The organism is Adhaeribacter arboris (genome assembly GCF_003023845.1).
Classification (GTDB): domain Bacteria; phylum Bacteroidota; class Bacteroidia; order Cytophagales; family Hymenobacteraceae; genus Adhaeribacter; species Adhaeribacter arboris.
Genome location: NZ_PYFT01000001.1, coordinates 5,555,627 through 5,577,309 on the forward strand (window position 1 = coordinate 5,555,627; position 21,683 = coordinate 5,577,309).

Genomic DNA, 21,683 nt, shown 5'->3' on the forward strand with positions numbered 1-21,683 from the left:
TTCCTTGTGAAAGTTCTATAAAAGGTAAAGTTTTGTTAAGTTCTGGCTTCAAGTAGGTAGAGTTGTGCAGGATATTATTGGTACAAAAGTGAACTTTTAGCTCATAAGTTTCAGGTTTTCTCAGGTTTTGTACGCATCTGCTTTGTGATTGGAATAAAATCTTCCCGCGTGCAGAATCGGGGTGTTTAAGGAGTGAGAAGCCTTCCCTAATAATTTCTTTTCCTTTTTTTATGGAATTAATAAACGCAATATGGTAATTTCATCTATGCGAGTTATTACTCCCGAAAAGTCTTTAGGGAGCTTATTCCTCTTTTTAAGTAGGTCATAAAATACATATTTTGAAAGTTCTGCCCTTTTATAGCTGTTGAAAAAGTCGAATTTTAGGCGATTCCTAATCCGCGCGTAGAGACTCCGAAAAAATCTTCTAATAGCTTTCAGAAACGACTTATACCCTTTCTCACTTTTTTAAATTTCTTTTCTCGTGTGGGGAGTTAATTCCTTGCTTTACTCCTTCTTTAAGTGGTCAAAAAATCCAATTTTGCCACCATTTACTTTATTTAGATGCCCACTTGAACCAAATAGCTATTAATGTGAATTACAGTTCTTAAGAAAACTGTAGAACGGTTCACTTAATACAATTTCAAACTCCTTTTCTTCTTCCTCACCTGCCCACGAACTATACATCAGGGCATCATAAAAGCCATTTAACAACCGGATGTACGGCTTACCAGACTTAGTCACGCGCCGGAGTTGTTGGAGCAAATGTGTTTCTTTGTTTTCTATGGCCTGTATAATTAAGGCTCGGTGTTCTGGGCCCATTCGTTTTTATAAGGTCTGGATATTTAGTGTATTCTTCATATTATTGCTCGATTAATTCTACACATTGACCATCTTTATCTAGGTCTAAGTAAAGTCGGCTTACTATATAGAGCATACTCTCAAAGCTCACTTGTAGGCCCGGATAAACCTTCACTTGGTAGTCATACTTTCTAAGTATTTTAATTCCTTTTTCATTAGCTGTATCTTGGATAAAAAACAGTGTTTGCATTTTATTTTGATTGATTAGCGAATAAGCATTTGCAGTACAGCCGGGTCCGTTGGCATGTTTTTACCGATATGCTCCACCATGCCGGTTAAGGTATCTTGCGCATCATCGTGCGCGTTTTTACCGGTAGCGGCGTAACTAGTAACGTGTTTGTAAAAAGTAGGCCAAAGCTTATCCCAGTTGGCCGGCATGTAGATCATATTAGTAACCTCCGCGGAACGGGTAAATATGCGTACCTCTTTGCTATCCGACTGGTGAAACCAACTTACTCTGGTTCCATGGTTTTTAAGAATACGCATTTGGGATTCCACATTTCGGGCAAAACCACGGCCTCCGTTGTTGCTTTCAATGCGAGCAACTGAAACTTTATGTTTAGTTAATTGAGTAGCTGTCTCCGGTTCAGTAGTTTCCATTGGTGCCTGAGTATACAAGATATCGACCACATAAAGCCCGATTTCCGTTTCATCGTACACAATAGAGCAGAGGTAATCAGAGCCCGTATCGGCCGTATCTATATAAGCTTTGCGGGTTTTACGTTTAGTAGCAGGAGCAACTGTATAAGTCTTGAAGGTTGAATAAAGCAGGCCTTCTTTTGGTTGTGGGTTTTGCATGTATTGCCGGCCAAATACCAAAGGATTCCGGCTGTTCATGGCCTTAAGCTCTTCCAAGGTGTGCTTGAAGGGCCAAAGAGCCACTTCATTACCGTGCTCATCTTCCTGAATAGCGGGCAAGCTTAAAACATCCCATACACCCGGCTCATTCTCCATTAAATAGCCGCACAGGTCCCATTCGTGCAGGCGCTGCATAATGATGATAATGGGGGTATTGCGGCTGTTTACCCGGTTAGAGATGGTAGAATCAAAGCGCTGGTTTACGCGCTCGCGGATGGTTTCTGAATCGGCATCAACCGGCTTTGTTGGATCATCAATAATGAGGGCGCCGCCAAAGCCTTGTTTTTGCTCTATGTCGGTGAGGAAATTATCTATCTCTACTTCATTATTTTCCTGCTCTTCATCATCTACTATACCAGCTCCAAACCCAGTTACCTGGCCAGCAGCTGCGGTAGCGTAAACACCTCCTCCGGCCGTGGTATACCACTTTTTTTTCGAGTTAGATTCTTTTTTAATTTGGACCTGAGGAAACATCTTTTTATAGAAATCTTGTTGTACCAGGTCACGAACCGTTTCCGAATTATCCAGGGCTAAATCATCGGAATAAGATAAATGAATATATTTTGAAGCAGGATTTAAGGCCAATCCATTGGCTATAAATGATTTTACTGCTAGTTCCGTTTTACCATACCGAGGCCCGATATTGATAATAAGCCGTGTAATTTCTCCTCTTAAAACAGCATCTAGCTTCTGAGTAATAAGCTCGTGGTGCTTACCAATTACAAACTTTCGATTGTACTGTTTTTTGAAAAAGTAAGCCGTAAAAAATAAAGTAGAATCTAAACAGGCAAACTTAGCAACCCTCTCTTTCGCTGGATCAAACTCTACTTCCTCAATCATAAATATTCCTTTTTTAAAGCCTGGTATAAGGATTGGATTTCTTTTTCACTTAAGTTCGATACATCATAGTTGAGGTTACGGTTGGTATTCGTACTTTCCACTTTTTCCGGAGCGTATAGGCCATGAATCTTAACGATGTCGCGCAACGCTGCATCGGCAGCATACAATTCGACTTTAGTCCCGAACTGGGTAGGTGTTACGGATTTAATGCTGCCTTTCTCTTTTGCTTTCACTAACCGGACTAGGTTTAATTCTGCTACTTCCTTCTTCACTGGTGGACCTGATACCAGGCGCTTAGCCAGTGGATCCCTTTCCAATTCCATTTGCATACGTAATATTTTGAGTTTCCGGGCCTCTTGTTGTTTTTGGTGACTGGTGAGTGTTTTGCCAGTAAACCCCGCTCTTTCGGCAAACTCCTGTTCAAACTTAACCTCTTCTTCCAGCTCGTAAATTATTTCGATTAATGGCTTTTCAATTTGGGTAAGCTCATCTACTTCAATGATATCATAATATTCATTTAGATTTGCCCGGGCGATATTCGTCATCCGCATAGTGGCTTCTTCTGCGGGCATGCTTAACTCTTCCAGCCGGGCTTTTATGGCTTTCTTGATGTGTGGTTTTTTAAGCAGCTGATAAGCTATTCTACGGGAGTTTTTTTCACTATAACCGGCTTCTTTAGCGCTACGGCTACCGTTAAAATCTGAACAGAATTCTTCAATGAACCGGGATTCCTTTACCGTAAATTTTGTAGGACTTTGTTCGTCTGGATTAGGAGTTTCGGCTAATTCGTCTTCTAGCTCCTGTTCGTCTGAGTTCATAAAAATTTAATTAAGCCTAAATCTTCTTAAAAGATACACATTTTTATAACGTGAAGGAAGGTGATGTAATTCAATTGGTTATTAAAATTTATATATTCTATATTTCTTATTATGAATCTGCTATAGGCAAGGATTTAGATCACATCTTTTAAACCAAACACTTATTAATTTGTCTAGTTTTGTCTAGCATAAGAGGTCTATTCGTGCCAATAAAAATGAAAGGCTTCAGTTATAACTTTCAAGGAAACCTCTAATTCGTTTGCTACTTCACCGAGTCTGGACTGTGTTGTATCTTCATCCATTAGATTGAAAGCCTGAGATATTGCTGCGGCAATCGAACTGAATTTGTTTGCCGGAGTGAGGTAAGAAACAAAACCTGACCAAGTGTCCGGCAAATGAAATTCTTTAGGTTCGATAGCCAGTAAGTCCTTGTATTTAGCACCATTCGTAATAGCAATTTTTAAAGCTAAACGGTACTTACTCTCCCGGCCGTAAATTATAATATTTTCAAGCTCTTCGGTAAAATCGGATAATCTACTCTCTTGATCCGCGAACATCTCTTTCAAATGCTGGGCATCTTTTACTATAGTCTTAAATTTTTCTTCGACTAAATCTAAAAATGTTTCCATCGCTTGCGGGTCGTCGATGTCAATGGCTAATGCCGTAGTTACCCAGTTCTTTTTATCATTTAATACTTTTTCGACTTTTATTCTCTTTTTGCAATACTTCAGGTAATCTATTTCGACGGAGTTTATTTTATTATTTAAAAATGCTCCTCCCAGATCGTTATCGGAAGCAATTTGTTTATCTTTTATTAAACCCAAATTGGTAGCTTTTGCTAGTATATTTGTGAAAAATACAGGCAGGGGTACCCTCTCATAAAAGGGTGTTAAGGTTACATTTTTTTTGTTTTCTTTCTCTTGATAAATATTTAAATACTTTTGGTAAGCATCTTCCCCAAGCCGATTAACATAATTAGTCATAAACTGGAGGGGTTTGGGAAAATATTGTTTAATTATCGCCATGGTCACAGGATAGGGGCGCGTACTAGACTTTACCGAATCTACTACTGTAATATAAGCCCATCTTTCGTAACTTTTTCTTTCTTCGTCGGCTTGTTGTTGGCTCCGGGCAACCCCAAAGATCCCCGCTTGCAGAAGTTCTTCTTTGGTCATCGATTCTAATTTATGGCGCAACCTGGATTCCAAATCTTTAACCGGCAGGGAATAATCAGTAGCAACACCTGCCTTTTCGCTTAAATACAAAAAGTGGGTTCTTAGATCTCGATCCGTATAGGGAACTGCTAGAAAAGGCTGTAAGTAATCTTCTATTTTTTGCCTGGCTTGCTCATCGTTTTCCGGCAGAGTAGGAGTGAATGGCACAAAGCCTCTTTTCTGCTTCTCATGTAAGGGTAAATTATCCACACTTTCTTGAATAAGATTTCTTAATCGTAAAATTGCTTCTAAAAGCATATTATCTTGGGGCATAGATCTACGGGTTAAATTGAAGTGTTGTGGTTGTAAAGAGAGGAGACTAACTATCAGTATTCTTTCGACACGATGCCTAACTTACTATAGATACTTTCAAATCTTTGGTGCTCCTCTCCGGTTAAATGCTCCTGCATGGTTGATTGATAAAAGAAAAGAGCATCCACGATTATATCTACTTCACTGTGGGGTAGAGATAGATCAAAGATTTTTGTGCTTACTTCCTGAGGAATAATTTTCTCTAAAGTTTGGTTCTGAAGAGCCCACCCAGGAGAGTGCGATAAATCACCAAATGGAAACACTTCGGGTTTTTCTTTATACTCTTGCGCTTGGTCTAATACAAACTGTTCGGTTTCATTGGAGGTGTTGTCTTTCAAAGTAGCAATGAGGACCTTTAAGCTATTGGAGTCACTCGTTATTTCCTCATTAGCAATTATACCGGTCATAATACCTAATAAGGCGCCGTACTTCTGCTCAATGGTAGTGGGCTGTGGTAATTTGTTTTCTGAATACATAATTTTTAAGGTTATTTAGGGTAGTTATATATCTGAATAAATATGCTTGCCGCATTGAAGGCAAATCTCTTCTTCGTACCGATCAGGCCAATAAACGAGGATGGTTTTCTTAGTCGGATGCCGGCAGAAGTACTGCTTTATCCAGGTGCGTATCTTATTCATGATGCTTGTTCTAAAGGATTAATAATGGGTAAAATCCAGTTCCAAAATTCTTGCTCTGTCCGGATAACGGTGTAAGGGATACCCTGTTTTTCGCATTGTTCCCGGAATTTAATTTGGGCTTCTCTCAGCTTGCCGGTAAGCGTTTTAAATTCGGCGGCGTAGCCTTTCCCTTGCCACAAAAGAATAGTGTCTGCTACCCCTGGTACTAAGCCGGAAGCCTTCAACTGCATTGCTTCTATTGAATTCCGGGTACCGCCGTTCGGTACGGCAAAGAAGGAGTACCGAGTTTGCGGGTATTCGTTCCAAAGACGCTGAAATACGGAAGCCTGTAATTGTATTTCTGATTGTTTGGTTTGCATTTTATAAATATTTTAAAGGAGTACCAGAAAAGTAACCATTTCAAATTAGTACCCGCAACTACTTGATAATCATTGTCTAAAAGGCTGTTTTTAACAGTACCAAAATTTATTTCTCAAAAGTCCTATAGGAATATACTATATGCCTGTTCAAACTATATATTTAGTTATTTGAGCCTGTTTTGCATTTGCTTACGTTTAATAGATTATTATATGGTACTTTTGGTACTTATATTTATATTATTAATTACCAATTAGTTAGGGGCATAAAATCGGTAACATTTTATTTTAAAAAGTACCAAAAGTACCAAATTAGTTAGGCGGTTGCCGCTTGCTTAATCCTAAATTCAAATCCCCAAAGCTTATCGCCTGCGATTTTATATTGCTTATAAACATACCCTAGCTGCTCCATGCCTAATTTTAATTTTCGCTTATCTATCCGGTGCTGTGTATGCTTCGTTAACCAACTGGCAATCCAAGATAAAGAGCGACGTTGCTTATCTAAAGAGCCTACAAAACCTTCATCATCCACCCTATCAAAGTATTCCAGCACTAATTCTTTTTCGGTAAAAACTTCTTCAAATTCGGAGGTTTGCCCATTTAATAAGGCAACTTCCTCTTTGCTTAAATGCCAAGGATAGTTAAAAATGTAATGCTGGTAGACTTCGGCAAAAAGGGCCGTTTTATCTACTTCATTGTACATTTTATGATTGATAGAAAGCACATTAACCGGAATAATGCGCCGGTTGCCAGTCGGGTCGGAAAGTACCTGCGTGTCGTTGGTCGTGCCACAAAGCACCGCTAAACGCTGCAAGTCCACGTTGTTACGTCCGTATGGTTCCCGCAGGGAAAAGGTCTGCTTGGAAGTAAGTTCTTTTAAGCGTTTGGCTTCCTGCTTGGACTTGCCCCCCATTTCATCGTCCATAATCAGCAGCTTTTGGGTCATCAATAATTCATCATCTTTCCCGGCATCTAGTTTAGATTCCGCATAATACTTCGCCAAGCCCGGAGGAAACAAGCGCCGGAAAAATTCCGTTTTACCGGAACCCTGCCCCCCGGTTAAAACCAACACTAAGGGACTGTGCTTACCGTGAGCGGCACTCACAATACCTACTAACCATTTCATTATGTAAGGCTTAATATCGAAGGTGTTGTCTGTCCGAATACAACCAATCAATTTATCAATATTGCCTCCGGCCGGGTCATATTGGTGGCGCTGAAAAAATTCAATCAAGGGATTGTAGTCCGGCGTTAAGTCCGAATTTATGAGCCGATCGCACAAATCGTAAGTAAGTGAATCACCAACCGCTTTCCGGGCTTGCAAGTAGATACTGTTTAAATCTTTGGCCGTTAGTTCTTTACCCTGGTGCTCGATGTAGCGGGTAATCACATTGCGGCGAAAGGAGTAGTTTGTTTTTAAGAACAATTCCGCTTGTTCGACTAATGGAAGATCGGATTCATCGCGGGTATCTATATTTTGACTGAATACCTGCTTAACAATCGGCTCCGATTCTTCCGGTGAAATGCCATCAAACTGCTCTAAAATATTGATGGCACTGGCTTCATCGCGGCGGCTCCTTTTGGCCTGCTTCGCAGCGGTCGCAATTACCCGCGTCCGGTCCGATATAATCTGTAAGCCGGCCATTTTAGCGAAATAAAAGAAGGTACTGATAGTAATGCCGGCGCCTTTACTTTTAACGCAATAGCGGTATTGCTTAACCGTTAGCTCGTAATTATACTTGGGGTGGAATTGGCTAATGGCCACAAAGTATTCTTCGCCCGCTTCTTTAAACACCGAAGCAATCGCAAATCCTATGTTGCGCCATTGGTGGTAATCGCCCGTAAGGTCCAAGTTATTATCTACTATTTGCTGAATGACATTATCAAAATCCGAATTAGAGTAAATAAAAGTCGTTAGTTTCGGCTGTGCTTTCTTAGGTAAGTAAGTCGTAAACTTTTGACTATTGGGATTCAGATAGGCATCCGGGTCATACGTTACGTAGCGAGGTCGCGAAACATCTTTACAGGATGGATCGGCGATGAGCGAATACTTATTGTAGTAATAACTTTCTAATCCCAAATAAGCCTCCTGATGTCTTTTGGGATCTATCTTCACAATAGCCGCTAAACCCCGGCCAGAAGCTGAAACCATACAGGCATACATAAACGGGTCGCTTATTATATTTTGTTTGGTTTGATTCAGATTTTGGACATCATCAAAATCAATGCACAATAAGCCGGAATGTTCCTGTAAGCCTTTTTCGTTACGCGGGCAGAAGGTACCTGAAATGGTGACGTAAGGCAGTTTCTTCTTATATTCCTGGCGACGTTCCTGGTCGGGTTCCGTCCGTACGCGATGCAGCAAATCTTCCCATTCCCCATTTCTTACGCTGTCCAAAAAATCTATGAAAGAGATGTTTTCCGGGCTTAAAGTTTCGGTAAGATATTTAAACTTAGATATTAACATATTCTTCTTCCATTTGATGGTTTACCCAACCCGCTTTATAATTTTTCAATTGGGCATATTCTTCTAGGGCCGTGCGGCCCCGTTCCCGAAGTTGATGCACCGCCCAACCTATTTTATAGCCCCTCAAAAGGCGGAATGCTTCTACTTCACGCACACTCATTTTGTTTGCCGGCTTATTTAAATCGCTAGGTGTAATTTCCACAAAGCCGGCAGATCGAAGTAGCTCTTTAGTTTCTACTTCTTTAGTGTATTTAAACCCACAGTGTTGGCACAATTTGGATACTGCCGGAATAATGGCATTGCATTCCGGGCATTCTTTTACTGGGGCAACTCCGGCGTTTTTACTTGGTTTTTTGGGGTTTAAAAAGCGTTCTTTCCAGTTTACCGGCTCATTCCAAAGCCCATGCTCTTTGAAATTGGAACCCATATCAATAATGATAAAATCTTCTTTCCCTTCCAGAATCCGACTGCCCCGGCCACACATTTGAAAGTAAAGCGAAGTGCTTTTAGTGGCCCGGTTAACGATAATACAGGAAATGGAAGGTTCATCAAATCCGGTGGTAAGCACTCCCACGTTGCACAAAACTTCAAACTCACCTTTCTTGAAAGAAGCTAAAATTCTTTTACGCTCAGTTTCCGAGATCTCTCCATCTAAGTGTTCGCAACGGATACCGGCATCCCGAAAAGCATCCCGCATTTTCAAGCTATGTTCAATATTGATATTGAAACAAATGGCCTTTCTGCCTTGGGCAAAGTCTTTATAATGATTAATTGCATCATCATACATGAGCTTCTTATCAAAAGCACCCATTAACGAAGCATCCGTATACTCTCCCATTTTAGTTTTCAGGTTCGATACTTCTTCTATTGCCCCGTATGTCCGGGCGGATGCCAAAAAACCCATTAGGATTAAAGAAGGAATATCTATCGGCACAATTATTTCATCAAAGAAGTCTTTCAAAGGAAATTCCTTCTTAGATGAAATCGGGGTAGCCGTGGCGCCGATAATATGGACATCCGGAAATAATTCTAAAACCTTACGAAAATTACCTAAATGGCATTCATCAATAATTATCAGCGTTATATTACCAATTACTTGAACGAATTCAGGCTTTTGTAAACGACGGTAGAGCGTTTCTACCATTGCCACGTAACATGAGGAGGGATGAATGTGCTTGCAATTTGCCTGAATAATAAAGGGGTTTAAACCTACTTTCGATAAAGCACCGTTGGCCTGAGTTAGTAGTTCTACCCGGTGAGTAAGGATTAATACCTTACCTCCTTTATCAATTGTTTTTTTGGCTAAATCACTAAAGGTATAAGTTTTTCCCGCTCCGGTGGGCAAGCACAGAATGACCTTCTTTTTTTGCGAACGAAAAGCTCCTCGTAACTGCAAAATGGCTTCTGATTGGTAGGGTCTTAATGATAATATAGAAGGGTCTTTTTTTTCTTTTGCAAGTAGGGGAATGATAGTGTTCTCCTTATCACTCTTTTCAATTGTTTGGTTAGATAGAGGGAATTTCATATCTTTACTGCTGCGTTAAAGAATATTATTAGATTAAGGCTGTGGTGGTGCACAGCCTTATTTTTTTGTTTTGCACGAGCGCTCTTTGCTAAAGATAAAACGATATCTTGATTATTAGATTTTTCTAATAATTGAGATTCAATCCAGTTAAGAAGGTCTTTGCGGGAAAATACTAAACGGGAACCGAAGCACTTAAGGGGTACCTCGTTAGCTGCACATTGCTTTCTGAATTTGGATTCGCTTATTGTACACCCTTGTTCGTTTAAAAATTTTAATGCTTCTTCAAAATTGCACCGGTCTGTTTGGGACGGCGCCGAAGGTATAAATTTGCTTTCTATAAGGAGCTCGATCCGGTTTAACTTTCTTTCTAATACTGCGAATGGGTTGTCTATCATGGCCTATCTTTTTAAGTATAGACCAAAATTGCAACGGTTTTAAGTTGCGATTTTTGCTAATAAGTTGCTGCAACTAAAAAGCAATTATTTGGGCTTTTGTAAATTATAGATAATTCTTTTATGAGCATTAAACATCTCTTCCTCTTTATCGAACAAGCTTTCTCTACTTACATTATTGAAATATCTGTCATAAGCTTGTCTCTCGCCTATTTTACCGAAGCATTGAGTTAAAGATTTATTTAAACGTGTTTTGTTCTTGGTATAATTTTTCGTTATTAATTCAAATTCTTCCAGTGCTAACAACATATAAAATATTTCTTGCGGGTCAGAGTTCTGGTACTCCTTAATTAAAGCCGGTAAGATTTCTTTTCCTTCTTCAGTTAAAAAGTCTTCAAATAAAACCTCTTTCTTGGTACTTGTATTTTCGCTATTTCGAGGAGGAGTAACTTTATTTTCTCTATACTGTATTGTTTTTTCAATAGCATATAGCAAATCTTTAAAGCGATTAATATAAACATTTCGATTTTCTATAATAAGTTGATTTAATTCCACTGCATTTCGAAAAGGCGTAGGATGCTCATCAAAGTATCCTTGTAAATTAGTTATTATTTGAACGCATTGGATTTCAAACAACCTCAATTCTTCAAGAGTAGAATTTGTGCTGTAACGCGTTAAAATTCTTTCATACTCGGTTTTCCACTGGTTTATATTTCTTTCATAGTCAGATTGTTCCCGTAGATTTTCATAATTTAAATCAGCTTGAAGTTTTTCAAGCTCATCATCTGAGGTTATCACATTCGTCATGTATATAAATCAAAAGTTAGTTAATAAAGCCGCATTCTTAGCCCGTTCTTCCTGCTCAAAGGATGCAAGGTAGTTTTCTGTAGTTTTTAGATCACTATGACCCAGGCTCTCCGATATAAAGGCAATGTTAGCACCAGACCGTTTTAATACACTGGCATAACTATGCCGGGCTGTGTAGGTAGATAGATTACTAATACCTAAAGCTGCTCCTATAATCTGAAGATGGTGGCACATAAAGGAAATAAGATTTGAAATAACCTTTTTTTCTTCAATGGCACTTTCTCCACCCTTCATGAAGGTAAAGATATAATCATCTGGATTATTGGACTTATTTCCCCATTTATCCATTATGGCTTGCATCTGTGGGGTAACTATTGCTAGGATAAGCTTCTTTTTTTTGGTTTTAGTTATTGTTTTTTGCCGGTAAAACGCAATCTCATTACCTCGGATATTACTGAACTTAAAACGACAAATGTCAGCCATATTTGCCCCATTACATAAGTAAGAGAAAAACCATAGATCCCGGGATAACTCCTGTTTACTGTTTTTACACTCATAATTAACAATCCTGGCTATTTCTTTTAAGTTTAAAGCAATATTACGGCCGGCAGATTGAGGAATTTCATATTTACCCTTTCCAAATGGATACTGGTTAGCTTTTATAATGCCGGCTGCTTTAGCCTCATTAACAATTACCTGTAAAGACCGCAAATACATGGAAATAGTAGTGTAAGACTTTCCTTTATCTAACATATACCGTTCAAACCGCCGCAACCAATCTGGAGTAATCTGATTAAACTTAATGTTATTACCGGCAAAAACTGTAAGGCTTACTTCCGCTGATTTATATATGGCAACCGTTCCTACTTGGTTATTTTCCAACATACTTGCTATTCTGGCTTTTATGGCAGTATTAACCGAAAGGCCTAAAGCGCTACCTAATCTTATATTTAAAGAATCAAAAGTAAATAGATCATCTTTTATTAAATCCCGGGTTGCCTGCTTAATCTTATCGAATGCCACTTGAATATCTTTTTTAAGATCAGAAAGCTTTTTGCTTTTAGCATCGGGTAGCCTTACCCATTCGGTTAAAGTAAGCCACTTCCCGGTAGAGTAGTATTTACGCTCTCTCTTAAAAGTTACTCTTACTTTTACCGGATATAGGCCTTCTTTATTTGCCCTTCTATTGTCTATCATGGCCGCTATGGTTACACCACTATCTGAGTAATCAAACATAACTAGTTTCTTACAATGTTGCACACACAATTTGCACACAATATAAGAAAATAAACGAAAATGGAAAGTATTAAATGCATTATAAATTACTTATAATTAGCCTTTATATTGCTTTATGCGAACAAATGAAAATAGGAGAAATTAAAAGAAAATAACATCTACCTACTGCAAACGCATATAGAAGAAGTTGGTAGTAAACAAGCGGTTGCTATTTCTCTGGGCGGACAATCCGAAGTAATTCCTCATTTAATTTTTGCTGCCTCGGTTTTCAATATTAATCAGGCGAAATTAGCCGAGTATACTGATGAGCGTTTGCCAACTGTTATGCGGGCTGGGTTATCGTACCAGCCTGTATCATCGGTGCTTTTAGTAACGGAAGCCGAGAAGCACTTAGATTACCCGGTTAATGTAAAAGTAGGTCTGGAGTATAAATTAATTGCTAAGCTTAGCTTACGTGCTGGAATTGCTACTGCTACTGAACAATTTTCGTTTGGCACGGGCTTTCAGGCAAAACAACTTCAATTCGATTATGCCTACGGCCGACAAACCGTGTTAGGTAACCTGCACCAATTAGCTATTTCATATAAATGGAATTAAGCAGCAAGAAGTGGCTGATAACATTGCTTTTTAGTTTTCTAATAGCAAAAAGTGTGGTTGTCTCTGCCCAGGATGTTCCCCGGCCAACCCTTAACTTGGAACTGTTTGCCCAAGAATTGTTGGCTCAGCCTGATAATACTAATCTGGTCTACGAAGATATTTACGAAAATCTTTTACAATATTACCAGCAACCAATTAATCTCAACCAAACTACCCGCGAAGAATTAGAGTCACTGTTTATTCTGTCGCCGGCTCAAGTAAACAACTTTTTTGAGTATAGGAAGCAGAACAGCCCATTATTAAATATTTACGAATTACAAGCGGTACCAAGTTTTGATGTACAAACTATTTATAAACTCTTACCATTTGTAGATGTTCCTGAAGGCAACCTGTTTGCTCAATTAAAGCCGCTATGGTTACGAATGCGGCAGGAGCAAAACCAATATCTGCTTGTTCGCTATGATCGTTCTTTGCAGCAAAAAAAAGGCTATACTTTGGCGGATACTAGCAGTATGGGTAATGTCGCCTCTAGATATCAAGGATCACCGGATAAGTTTTTAGTTCGTTACCGCAACAGTCATGCCCGGGATTACAGTGTGGGGTTTACCGCCGAAAAAGATGCCGGAGAAAAATTTATCTGGAATACGAACTCTCAACGGTATGGTCTGGACTTTTACTCGGCGCATGTGCAATTGTATAACCAAGGTAAATTTAAAACCCTGGCTTTGGGAGATTATCAAATTCAATTTGGGCAGGGACTATTATTGGCGGGCGGCTTTGGGGTAGGTAAAGGAGCCGAAACCATTACTACCTTGCGCCGGAGTAATTTGGGGATCCGACCCTATACTTCTGTTTTAGAAGCTTCGTTTTTGCGGGGAGCGGCTTTCACCTACTCGTGGCACCAATGGGAATTAACTTCTTTTTATTCTAATAAAAAACTTGATGGAAACGTGGAAAGTGGGCTGGATACTCTCGATGCTAATACTGGATTAGAGGAATTTTCTTTTTCGTCTATTCAAACAACGGGTTTTCACCGCACTCTTTCCGAAATTGCTGCCAAACATCAGTTAAGGGAGCAAGTAGCCGGGAGTAATCTTTTGTTTCGGACTAAGAATCAGCCGTTTACCATTGGTATAACGGCTCTCCGAACTGTTTATAATGTGGCCAGGAAACCCTTGTCCCGAACCTACAATCAATTTGAGTTTGCCGGACGACAACTTACCAACTTAGGGACGCATTATTCATATAATTGGCATAATATAAACTTATTTGGTGAAACAGCTTACTCCTCTACGGGTGGTTGGGGAACTGTAAATGGTTTACTGGCAAGCTTATCGGCTCGTCTGGAAGCTTCCATCCTTTACCGGAATTACAGCCGGAGGTTTTACTCCTTTTATGGCACTGCTTTTGGGGAAAACACCCGGAATAATAATGAGCAAGGCTGGTATTTTGGAGTAAAGATAAAACCAACAACTCCGTGGGAAATTACTGCTTATTACGACGCCTTTATTTTTCCGTGGTTAAAATACCGGGTAGATGCCCCTTCCTACGGGCACGAAAGTTTAGTAAGATTGCAATATCGCCCAAGCAAAACGGCTTTGTTGTACGTGCAATTTCGTTCGGAAAAGAAAGGCCGTAATGCTCCGTTACTAAACCAGCAAATTGATTTTGTAAGTCAGGCAAGACACAACAGTTATTTACTTTACCTGGATTATACTCCCACCGCAAAAGTTAATTTACGGTCCCGTATCCAGCACAGTACTTTTGCATTAGCTGGAACCACTACCCAAGGATATTTCATGGCTCAGGATATTAATCTTGATTTAAAAAGATGGCAGCTAAGCGCTCGGTATGGTTTATTCGACACGGATAATTATGATAACCGCCAATATACCATTGAAAGAGATGTATTGTATGCCTTTTCGGTGCCGGCTCTGAGTGGATTAGGAGCACATTATTATGTATTAGCCCAATTTAAAGTGGGTCCTAATCTTGATTTCTGGATTAAATATTCAAATACTAATTACCGTCATCAGGAAACTATTGGATCAGGTTTAGAAGAAATCAAAGGACATAAACGAGAAGACATTCGTTTACAAGTTCGTTATGGATTTAATTAATACTATTGCTAAGAAGTAGATACTTTTTGATAGTGAAAAAGTATCTACTTCTTATACTAAAAACCCTAATAGTATTTTAACAAGCTAGGTAACTATTCTTGCTAAAAGTAGATTAATAAAAGCGAGTTGCAAAAGCGCCAATGTCTGCTCCCCTTATGAAAACCAATCAATAATAAAAAAATTCATTAAATTTTAACATAGCTGCCGCTATCATTAAGAGACGTAATTGCGGTTAACTCGCCCAGTTATCCACTTGTTAACCCCACCTTTAGCTAAGACATATGCCTTGGGCTTAGTTCTGGCAGTTGAGAAAAAACATTAGCCTATATTAGTTTTGTAATAAAGCTGTAAACTGAGCGTTTTATTGGTACGAAAGGGGCAATGCAACAGTTTACTGGAGGCTTTTTTTAAGCGGCTACTATTTGTTGTTAGAATAAACTTTCAAAGTGGCAGGAGTTGCAATATCCCAAAGCCGAATGTATCCTTTTTCGGTTATACTAGCCCTCGATATACTCAAAAACAGCCAAGCGGGCTTCTTTCCGGGTAATAAATTTCCGATGGTAGATTAACTCGGCTTTCATCGATTTGAAAAAGCTTTCAGCCACAGCATCCAACAGTTGCCCTTACGGCTTATCCTTTGCCGCACTGGCTTGCCTTGTAGTTGGTTTCTGAACTGCTGACAGGTATTATACTGCATGCCTTGGTCAGAATGAAACAAGAGCGATTGGATTGTTGGTCTGTTTCTCACCGCCACCTGTTAGGCAGCCACACTGGTTACTTCCGCTTCTATGGTATTATTTAAGGCCCAGCCTACTACTTTCCTATCAGCCAGATCCAGTACCGCCTTCAGGTAAAGCCAGCCTTCCTAAGTCTTAATGTAAGTCAGGTCAGATACCCATTTCTCCGCCAGCCTGGTAGCGGAAAAATTCCGATTCAGGTAATTATCTGCTAAGGCAAAGCTATGCTTAAAATCAGTGATTCGCACCCGATATTTCCGGCGGATAATGCTGCGAGTAGCGTGTTTGCGCATCAGTCGGGCTATTCTTGGTTAATGCCTTTCTGCAAATCCACTGCATTTTAGGGCTAGCATAACAGCCGCCACTCTGCCAGTATACCTTCTTAACTGCCGCTAGCAGTTGCTGCTCCTTTCCGGCTTTTAAATCAACCGGGTGTTGCAGCCAATAATAAAAGCCACTGATACTTACCCGGAGCACCTGGCACCTCTTCTCTGGTGGAGAATTGATTCCGGTGCGCTTTTATGAATCCATATATCGCCCGTCTCCCCTGGAGAAGAGGCTAACTGCCTTATTTAAAATGGCGCGCTCTAGTTGCGCCTCCTTCAGTGCTTTTTGTAACCGACGGATCTCTTTTTGTTCTTCGGTGAGGCCAGCAGCAGTTTTTTTCCCAGGTTTTTGTTGCTGGTGGCTCCATTTGGTTATCCGGCCCGGATTAATGCCCAACTTGGCAGTCGCCCCTTTAACTGAATTCCTGGCATAAGAAAGATCCACGACCATTTTTTTAAAAGCAGTATTAAATACTCGTCTACTCATCTAGTCAAATTTAATACTTTCATCAAACCTGCCTATCTTTTTCTCTCCAGCCAAAGGTAGCAACTCTTTAGGTTAATTACTCATTAACTTAAAATCATTCATAGTTTCTCACTATTGGCATGATATTTATAAATTAATATATTTATATATTTCCAAAATCAAACCTCATTTATTTAACTAATCTTCCATTTTAAAACAATTCGTATGGTAAAACGTCTACCTTTTTTTCTAATTCTATTTTGCAGCTCTTTTTGGTCTTTTAGCCAGTTACCCGTAGAAATTCCTAAATTTGGCAAGATAGACATTAAAGATTTTGAAAAAACTCCTTACAGTGCAGACACCAGCGTAAGTGCCGTGGTATTGTTTGAGGTAGGAGAATCAAAGTTTTCCGTAGATGCCTCCGGTCTGGTTTTATACTCTGACCACCATGTCCGGATAAAAATTCTTAAAAAGAGTGGTTATGAATGGGCCACCGAAACCATTCCCCTTTACGGTAATTCTAATGCTGATCGAGAAGTGGTAATGAATCTTAAAGGGAATACGTACAATTTGGTTGACGGTAAAATTATTACCGATAAGTTATCGAAAGAAGCCATTTTTACCGAAAAAGAAGATGACGTCTGGACAAATCAAAAATTCTCTTTACCCAATGTAAAAGAGGGTTCCATAATAGAATATAGTTACCGGATTAAATCGGGTTATTTCTTCGATTTTCCTAACTGGACATTTCAGCGAACTATCCCTGTATTATACAGCCAATACAAAGCAGAATTTCCGCAATATTTCGATTATAAAAAAGTTACCCAAGGCTACGAAGCTTTTTACATAGTTAAATCAGAACCAATAAACGTTAGTTTATCCTCTACTTTAGCCACTTCGGGTACGCGTTATATTTGGGCTATGAAAGACGTTCCGGCCATTGAAGAAGAACCTTATATGGGCAGCATTAAAGATTATGTAGCCCGCATCGAATTTGAATTAGGTCAAATAAGCCTCCCCGGTGATTTTGTACGTCCCATTAATAATAGTTGGGAAAAAATCACTACTAATTTGCTTGCCAGCGAAAACTTTGGTGGCCGCATAAAGAAAAGTTCTGTTGTAAAAAGTTTAACGGCTCCTGTACTTGCGCAGAGCACTGATCCAATTAAACGGTTGGAAGCTATTTTTGATTATGTACGGTCTAATTTTAAATGGAACGATGCAAATCGGCTTTTTGCTAGTCAAAGCTTTGGTAAATTGGTAGAAAAGAAAGTGGGTTCTTCTGCCGAAATTAATTTATTATTAACTGCTATGCTAAAAGAAGCAGACATAGAAGCTAACCCACTTATTTTAAGTACCCGTGGTCACGGCAGAGTTAATCCTTATTATCCGAGTTTAACTAAATTTAACTATACCATTGCACATGCTAAAATAGGCGACAAGGTGTATTTACTTGATGCTACTGAACCAATGGGGACCTTAAATGTACTGCCAACCCGTTGTTTAAACGAAGTGGGCCGCTTAATATCCGCTACTAATTCCGACTGGGTAGTATTACAATCTGAAGCAAAAGATTCGTTTGTTCACCACTCCAAATTAGTGATTAATCAAGACAATTCTATTAGTGGCGCCGTACACGTTATCCGAAACGGCCATAATGCATTCACTTATCGTAAATCTATTTCTCAGGACGGCGAAAAGAAGTATATAGATAATTTAAAGAAAGCCTCTGATCTTTTTGAAATTAAAAATATCAACCTAAAAAATACAACGCCATCTTTAGAGCCACTTATTATTGATTACGAGATAGCTACTACCAACCAAGCTCAGCCTTCCAATATCATTTACTTGCAGCCCCTTCAAAACGCGGCAACGAAAGCAAATCCGTTTAAGCACGAAACTCGCAAATTTCCTATTGACTTTACTACGCCTATTGATCAAACCTATATGTACACCTATACCATTCCGGATGGTTATACAGTGGAAGAGCAACCTAAAAGTGCTAAGGTGTCTTTACCCGAAAATGGCGGAAGCTTTATTTATAGCGTAACCACCATGGGCAGTACTATTAATGTGCTGAGTAAAGTGGTGATAAACCGGCCTCAATTTCTGGCAGAAGAATATCCTTACTTAAAAGAATTCTATAATCAGATTGTAGCCAAACAATCCGAACAGATTGTATTAAAGAAGAACGCGAACTAAGCAAATGAAATCAGAAATGCGCATAAATTGGGGCAGAGCAATTTTTACTGCCCTTATTTTAGTACTTCTTACTAATGCATTCAGTTTGGCAGCTGATAGTAAATATGAGGTAAGTGCTATTCCAGCGACACTACGAGAAAATGCAAACGCCGTTATTCGTTTGCACGAAACAACTTTCACTGTGTTAGGTCCAGGTCGGGCAATAAAAAAGGTACATTATGTAGTTACCATTTTCAATGAAAAAGCCAAGAATTACCGGATATGCGGCGTTGGCTATGATAAATTTGTAAAATTCGGGTACTTAAAAGGTAATTTGTACGATGCTGATGGTAAGCTGATTAAAAAGCTAAAGAACTCTGATCTACAAGATATTTCCACCACTTCCAATTTTTCTTTGTATGAGGATAATCGTGCTAAAGTTGCTGGTTTTGAGGACACTCGCTATCCGTATACTGTAGAGTTTGAAAATGAAATAAACTTGAATGGCATTCTTGGTTATCCGGATTGGATGCCTCAAGACGATGAAAATCTCGCGCTAGAGAAAGCTACGTTCCAAATAAGTTTACCAACCGATATGGAGCTTCGGTATAAAGAAGTGAATATCAATCAGGCCGCGGCAACGAGTAACGAAGCAAACCGCAAAACTTATAACTGGTCACTAACAAACTTACCCGCTAAAGAAATTGAACCATTTAGTTTGCCGATTAGCCAATTAATGTCTGCTGTTTATACTGCTCCGAACGAATTTGAACTAAGTGGTTCTATGGGTAATATGAAGAGTTGGCAAGCATTTGGTAATTGGTATTATGAGTTGAATAAAGACCGGGATCATCTGCCGGAAGTAACCGTAGCCAAATTAAAAGAAATTGTTAAGAATGAGAATGAGGTGGAGGGTAAGGTCAAGAAATTGTATGATTATCTGCAAGCCAATACGCGTTACGTTGGTATTCAGTTAGGTATTGGCGGTTTACAAACATTCGAAGCCTTAACAGTAGATAAGAATGGCTATGGCGATTGTAAAGCCCTAACCAATTACATGAAAGCTATGCTTAAAGCGGTAGGTATAGATTCTCATGCAGCATTGGTTATGTCAGGTCGGAATGAATCTGATATTCTTACCGATTTTCCAAGTTTTCAGTTTAACCACGTAATTTTAAGTGTTCCTTTACCCAAAGATACCATGTGGCTAGAATGTACCAGTCAAACAGAATCTATGGGGTATCTGGGAAGTTTTACCAGCGACCGGCATGTGTTGCTCATCACTCCTGAAGGTGGGAAATTAGTAAAAACGCCCACTTACCAAGCTCAACATAATATACAGCAACGTTCTGTTCTAGTTGATCTTGACCAAGAAGGTAATGCTACTGTCGAAGTAAATACTACTTATACAGGTTTGCAGCAAGACGAAGTAAGTAGTATCATGCAGGAAACAACCGAAAAGCAAAAGAAATGGCTTTACGACAATTTCTCGTTAGCAAACTTTAATATTAACAAATTTGAATTTAAATCGCAGAGAAATAAGGTACCTGCAGTTAAAGAGAAGGTATTACTGCAAGCAAACAAATACGCAACTGTTAGTGGTAAAAGGCTTTTCCTGGATGTTAATATGCTTAATCGCTCCCGGCACGTTCCTCCAAAATTAGAAAATCGCGAGTCAGAAATAGTGCGACGGTTAGCCTTCTGTGATTCAGATACTATTCGGTACCATTTACCTACGGGTGCTTTCGAAATCGAGCATTTACCGGAAAAAATATCTATAAAATCTACTTTTGGAGAATATACGGCCACTATTACCGCTGACAAAAATACCTTGGTTTACACGCGTAAATTACTGATGAACAAGGGCGCTTATCCCAAAACAGCCTACACGGAGTTAATTAACTTCTATAAAAAGGTAGCTGTAGCCGATAAAATGCAGGTTGTTTTATTAAGTAATAAACCACAATAATAAAACTTCTCCATCCATTACAAAAGCTTGTATCTGCATAAGGGTACAAGCTTTTTTATTTTATATTAAGTTGCTTTATTTAAAGGGCACATTCCGAAAAATTCAAATATTCAACTTACCTGAATGCTCTATTCAATTTTACTGGCTAATTATTATAAGTTAAAGTTCTGCATTTAATAAACAGTTAAGAGCAATATTGTAAATTATTGAAAACAAAATTCGGTATATTCGTTATTTACGGTATAAAAAATAATTTGCTCTGCTATGTCTACTCAAACCGAAATATTAGAAGCCGTAAAGAACGGTAATATTGCGAAGGTTAAATCTTTATTGGCAGCTGAGCCGAATTTAATCGAGGCAAAAACTGAAAATCAAATATCTTTGGTTTTGCTAGCTACTTATCAACGCAATCCACGATTATTGGAGGCTATACTAAGTAACACTAATTACGAGCTTACTATTTTTGAAGCGGCTGCTTTAGGAGTGAACGAGCGCGTTGTGGAACTACTAAATAATCAACCAGATTTACTCAATGCTATCTCACCCGATGGATTTAGTTCTTTGGGTTTAGCCAGTTTTTTTGGTCATGCTGATACCGTAAAATTATTAGTTGAAAAAGGTGCCAACATAAATCAACCTTCCAAAAATGATTGGCAAGTACAACCCTTGCATTCGGCAGTTGCGGCTCGCAGTCTTGAAATTGCTACTTATTTATTGGAGAATGGCGCCGAAGTAAATACCCAACAGCAACATGGCTTCACGCCCTTACATGCTGCTGCCCAGAGCGGTGATGCGGAAATGATTAAACTTTTATTGGAACACAAAGCCGATATCAACGCCACTACCAGCAGCGGTGAAACAGCTATGGACATTGCTCTTAAGTGTAAACATACGGAAGCCGCTCATATGTTTGTGGCCGGTTAACTTTAGATATTTCGGAATTTAAAACTTAGTCAGAATATATTT

General features: G+C 39.2%; 21 protein-coding genes. 5 read left to right on the forward strand and 16 right to left on the reverse strand.

Going from position 1 to position 21,683, the window contains the following annotated elements:
• Positions 1–585: 585 nt before the first annotated feature.
• From AHMF7605_RS22615 to AHMF7605_RS22670, 13 genes are all read right to left on the reverse strand, one after another.
• Entirely contained in the window at positions 586–819 is a 234-nt protein-coding gene (locus tag AHMF7605_RS22615) for a hypothetical protein (protein WP_106932265.1), read from the reverse strand.
• Between the two features lie 40 nt (positions 820–859).
• The gene (locus AHMF7605_RS22620; protein ID WP_106932266.1) at positions 860–1,048 is read right to left on the reverse strand and encodes a hypothetical protein; all 189 of its coding nucleotides are present in this window, start codon (positions 1,046–1,048) and stop codon (positions 860–862) included.
• Between the two features lie 14 nt (positions 1,049–1,062).
• A complete protein-coding gene (gene terL, locus AHMF7605_RS22625; RefSeq protein WP_106932267.1) occupies positions 1,063–2,556 on the reverse strand; it encodes a phage terminase large subunit in 1,494 nt (497 codons plus the stop codon).
• On the reverse strand, positions 2,553–3,374 hold the full coding sequence (locus AHMF7605_RS22630) for a terminase small subunit (protein WP_106932268.1): 822 nt from the start codon (positions 3,372–3,374) through the stop codon (positions 2,553–2,555). The genes terL and AHMF7605_RS22630 overlap by 4 nt, the downstream gene beginning before the upstream one ends.
• 197 nt (positions 3,375–3,571) lie before the next feature.
• Positions 3,572–4,861, reverse strand: coding sequence for a hypothetical protein (locus AHMF7605_RS22635; RefSeq protein WP_106932269.1), 1,290 nt, complete (start codon positions 4,859–4,861; stop codon positions 3,572–3,574).
• Between the two features lie 53 nt (positions 4,862–4,914).
• A complete protein-coding gene (locus AHMF7605_RS22640) occupies positions 4,915–5,376 on the reverse strand; it encodes a hypothetical protein (RefSeq protein ID WP_106932270.1) in 462 nt (153 codons plus the stop codon).
• A 24-nt stretch (positions 5,377–5,400) separates the two neighbouring features.
• The gene (locus AHMF7605_RS29915; RefSeq protein WP_158267593.1) at positions 5,401–5,538 is read right to left on the reverse strand and encodes a hypothetical protein; all 138 of its coding nucleotides are present in this window, start codon (positions 5,536–5,538) and stop codon (positions 5,401–5,403) included.
• On the reverse strand, positions 5,535–5,897 hold the full coding sequence (locus tag AHMF7605_RS22645) for a VRR-NUC domain-containing protein (protein WP_106932271.1): 363 nt from the start codon (positions 5,895–5,897) through the stop codon (positions 5,535–5,537). Before AHMF7605_RS22645 ends, AHMF7605_RS29915 begins: the two co-directional genes overlap by 4 nt.
• A 313-nt stretch (positions 5,898–6,210) precedes the next feature.
• Entirely contained in the window at positions 6,211–8,361 is a 2,151-nt protein-coding gene (locus AHMF7605_RS22650; RefSeq protein WP_106932272.1) for a VapE domain-containing protein, read from the reverse strand.
• Positions 8,348–9,886, reverse strand: coding sequence for a DEAD/DEAH box helicase (locus tag AHMF7605_RS22655; RefSeq protein WP_106932273.1), 1,539 nt, complete (start codon positions 9,884–9,886; stop codon positions 8,348–8,350). Before AHMF7605_RS22655 ends, AHMF7605_RS22650 begins: the two co-directional genes overlap by 14 nt.
• Complete coding sequence (locus AHMF7605_RS22660) at positions 9,883–10,281, reverse strand: hypothetical protein (RefSeq protein WP_106932274.1); 399 nt, start codon at positions 10,279–10,281, stop codon at positions 9,883–9,885. Before AHMF7605_RS22660 ends, AHMF7605_RS22655 begins: the two co-directional genes overlap by 4 nt.
• An 84-nt stretch (positions 10,282–10,365) precedes the next feature.
• The gene (locus AHMF7605_RS22665; protein WP_106932275.1) at positions 10,366–11,085 is read right to left on the reverse strand and encodes a hypothetical protein; all 720 of its coding nucleotides are present in this window, start codon (positions 11,083–11,085) and stop codon (positions 10,366–10,368) included.
• A gap of 9 nt (positions 11,086–11,094) precedes the next feature.
• Complete coding sequence (locus tag AHMF7605_RS22670) at positions 11,095–12,321, reverse strand: site-specific integrase (protein WP_106932276.1); 1,227 nt, start codon at positions 12,319–12,321, stop codon at positions 11,095–11,097.
• Positions 12,322–12,645: 324 nt separating this feature from the next.
• Between AHMF7605_RS22670 and AHMF7605_RS22675 the strand changes: the two genes are divergently transcribed.
• Positions 12,646–12,918, forward strand: coding sequence for a hypothetical protein (locus tag AHMF7605_RS22675; RefSeq protein WP_106932277.1), 273 nt, complete (start codon positions 12,646–12,648; stop codon positions 12,916–12,918).
• A gap of 53 nt (positions 12,919–12,971) precedes the next feature.
• Complete coding sequence (locus AHMF7605_RS22680; RefSeq protein WP_233219223.1) at positions 12,972–15,038, forward strand: ComEA family DNA-binding protein; 2,067 nt, start codon at positions 12,972–12,974, stop codon at positions 15,036–15,038.
• Positions 15,039–15,535: 497 nt separating this feature from the next.
• Here AHMF7605_RS22680 and AHMF7605_RS31205 read toward each other — a convergent pair whose 3' ends face one another.
• The 3 genes from AHMF7605_RS31205 to AHMF7605_RS22695 all read right to left on the reverse strand — a co-directional run bounded on the left by AHMF7605_RS31205 (position 15,536) and on the right by AHMF7605_RS22695 (position 16,588).
• Positions 15,536–15,643, reverse strand: a complete 108-nt coding sequence (locus tag AHMF7605_RS31205) for an IS3 family transposase (protein WP_146153653.1) — start codon at positions 15,641–15,643, stop codon at positions 15,536–15,538.
• 366 nt (positions 15,644–16,009) lie between these two features.
• Entirely contained in the window at positions 16,010–16,252 is a 243-nt protein-coding gene (locus AHMF7605_RS22690) for a hypothetical protein (protein ID WP_106932280.1), read from the reverse strand.
• A 42-nt stretch (positions 16,253–16,294) separates the two neighbouring features.
• Complete coding sequence (locus tag AHMF7605_RS22695) at positions 16,295–16,588, reverse strand: transposase (protein ID WP_106932281.1); 294 nt, start codon at positions 16,586–16,588, stop codon at positions 16,295–16,297.
• A gap of 204 nt (positions 16,589–16,792) precedes the next feature.
• Here AHMF7605_RS22695 and AHMF7605_RS22700 point away from each other — a divergent pair, with 204 nt between their 5' ends.
• The 3 genes from AHMF7605_RS22700 to AHMF7605_RS22710 all read left to right on the forward strand — a co-directional run bounded on the left by AHMF7605_RS22700 (position 16,793) and on the right by AHMF7605_RS22710 (position 21,641).
• Complete coding sequence (locus tag AHMF7605_RS22700) at positions 16,793–18,769, forward strand: DUF3857 domain-containing protein (protein WP_106932282.1); 1,977 nt, start codon at positions 16,793–16,795, stop codon at positions 18,767–18,769.
• 4 nt (positions 18,770–18,773) lie between these two features.
• Entirely contained in the window at positions 18,774–20,717 is a 1,944-nt protein-coding gene (locus tag AHMF7605_RS22705; protein WP_106932283.1) for a DUF3857 domain-containing transglutaminase family protein, read from the forward strand.
• A gap of 264 nt (positions 20,718–20,981) precedes the next feature.
• Complete coding sequence (locus AHMF7605_RS22710) at positions 20,982–21,641, forward strand: ankyrin repeat domain-containing protein (RefSeq protein ID WP_106932284.1); 660 nt, start codon at positions 20,982–20,984, stop codon at positions 21,639–21,641.
• The last annotated feature ends 42 nt before the right edge of the window (positions 21,642–21,683 follow it).

Coding starts and splice junctions, on each gene's coding strand:
- terL (WP_106932267.1), bottom strand. CDS start 2,556: ATGATTGAGGAAGTAGAGTTTGATCCAGCGAAAGAGAGGGTTGCTAAG.
- AHMF7605_RS29915 (WP_158267593.1), bottom strand. CDS start 5,538: ATGAATAAGATACGCACCTGGATAAAGCAGTACTTCTGCCGGCATCCG.
- AHMF7605_RS22645 (WP_106932271.1), bottom strand. CDS start 5,897: ATGCAAACCAAACAATCAGAAATACAATTACAGGCTTCCGTATTTCAG.
- AHMF7605_RS22675 (WP_106932277.1), top strand. CDS start 12,646: ATGCGGGCTGGGTTATCGTACCAGCCTGTATCATCGGTGCTTTTAGTA.
- AHMF7605_RS22620 (WP_106932266.1), bottom strand. CDS start 1,048: ATGCAAACACTGTTTTTTATCCAAGATACAGCTAATGAAAAAGGAATT.
- AHMF7605_RS22655 (WP_106932273.1), bottom strand. CDS start 9,886: ATGAAATTCCCTCTATCTAACCAAACAATTGAAAAGAGTGATAAGGAG.
- AHMF7605_RS22615 (WP_106932265.1), bottom strand. CDS start 819: ATGGGCCCAGAACACCGAGCCTTAATTATACAGGCCATAGAAAACAAA.
- AHMF7605_RS22630 (WP_106932268.1), bottom strand. CDS start 3,374: ATGAACTCAGACGAACAGGAGCTAGAAGACGAATTAGCCGAAACTCCT.
- AHMF7605_RS22640 (WP_106932270.1), bottom strand. CDS start 5,376: ATGTATTCAGAAAACAAATTACCACAGCCCACTACCATTGAGCAGAAG.
- AHMF7605_RS22705 (WP_106932283.1), top strand. CDS start 18,774: ATGAAATCAGAAATGCGCATAAATTGGGGCAGAGCAATTTTTACTGCC.
- AHMF7605_RS22670 (WP_106932276.1), bottom strand. CDS start 12,321: ATGTTTGATTACTCAGATAGTGGTGTAACCATAGCGGCCATGATAGAC.
- AHMF7605_RS22635 (WP_106932269.1), bottom strand. CDS start 4,861: ATGCCCCAAGATAATATGCTTTTAGAAGCAATTTTACGATTAAGAAAT.
- AHMF7605_RS22710 (WP_106932284.1), top strand. CDS start 20,982: ATGTCTACTCAAACCGAAATATTAGAAGCCGTAAAGAACGGTAATATT.
- AHMF7605_RS22650 (WP_106932272.1), bottom strand. CDS start 8,361: ATGTTAATATCTAAGTTTAAATATCTTACCGAAACTTTAAGCCCGGAA.
- AHMF7605_RS22700 (WP_106932282.1), top strand. CDS start 16,793: ATGGTAAAACGTCTACCTTTTTTTCTAATTCTATTTTGCAGCTCTTTT.
- AHMF7605_RS22660 (WP_106932274.1), bottom strand. CDS start 10,281: ATGATAGACAACCCATTCGCAGTATTAGAAAGAAAGTTAAACCGGATC.
- AHMF7605_RS22665 (WP_106932275.1), bottom strand. CDS start 11,085: ATGACGAATGTGATAACCTCAGATGATGAGCTTGAAAAACTTCAAGCT.
- AHMF7605_RS22695 (WP_106932281.1), bottom strand. CDS start 16,588: ATGAGTAGACGAGTATTTAATACTGCTTTTAAAAAAATGGTCGTGGAT.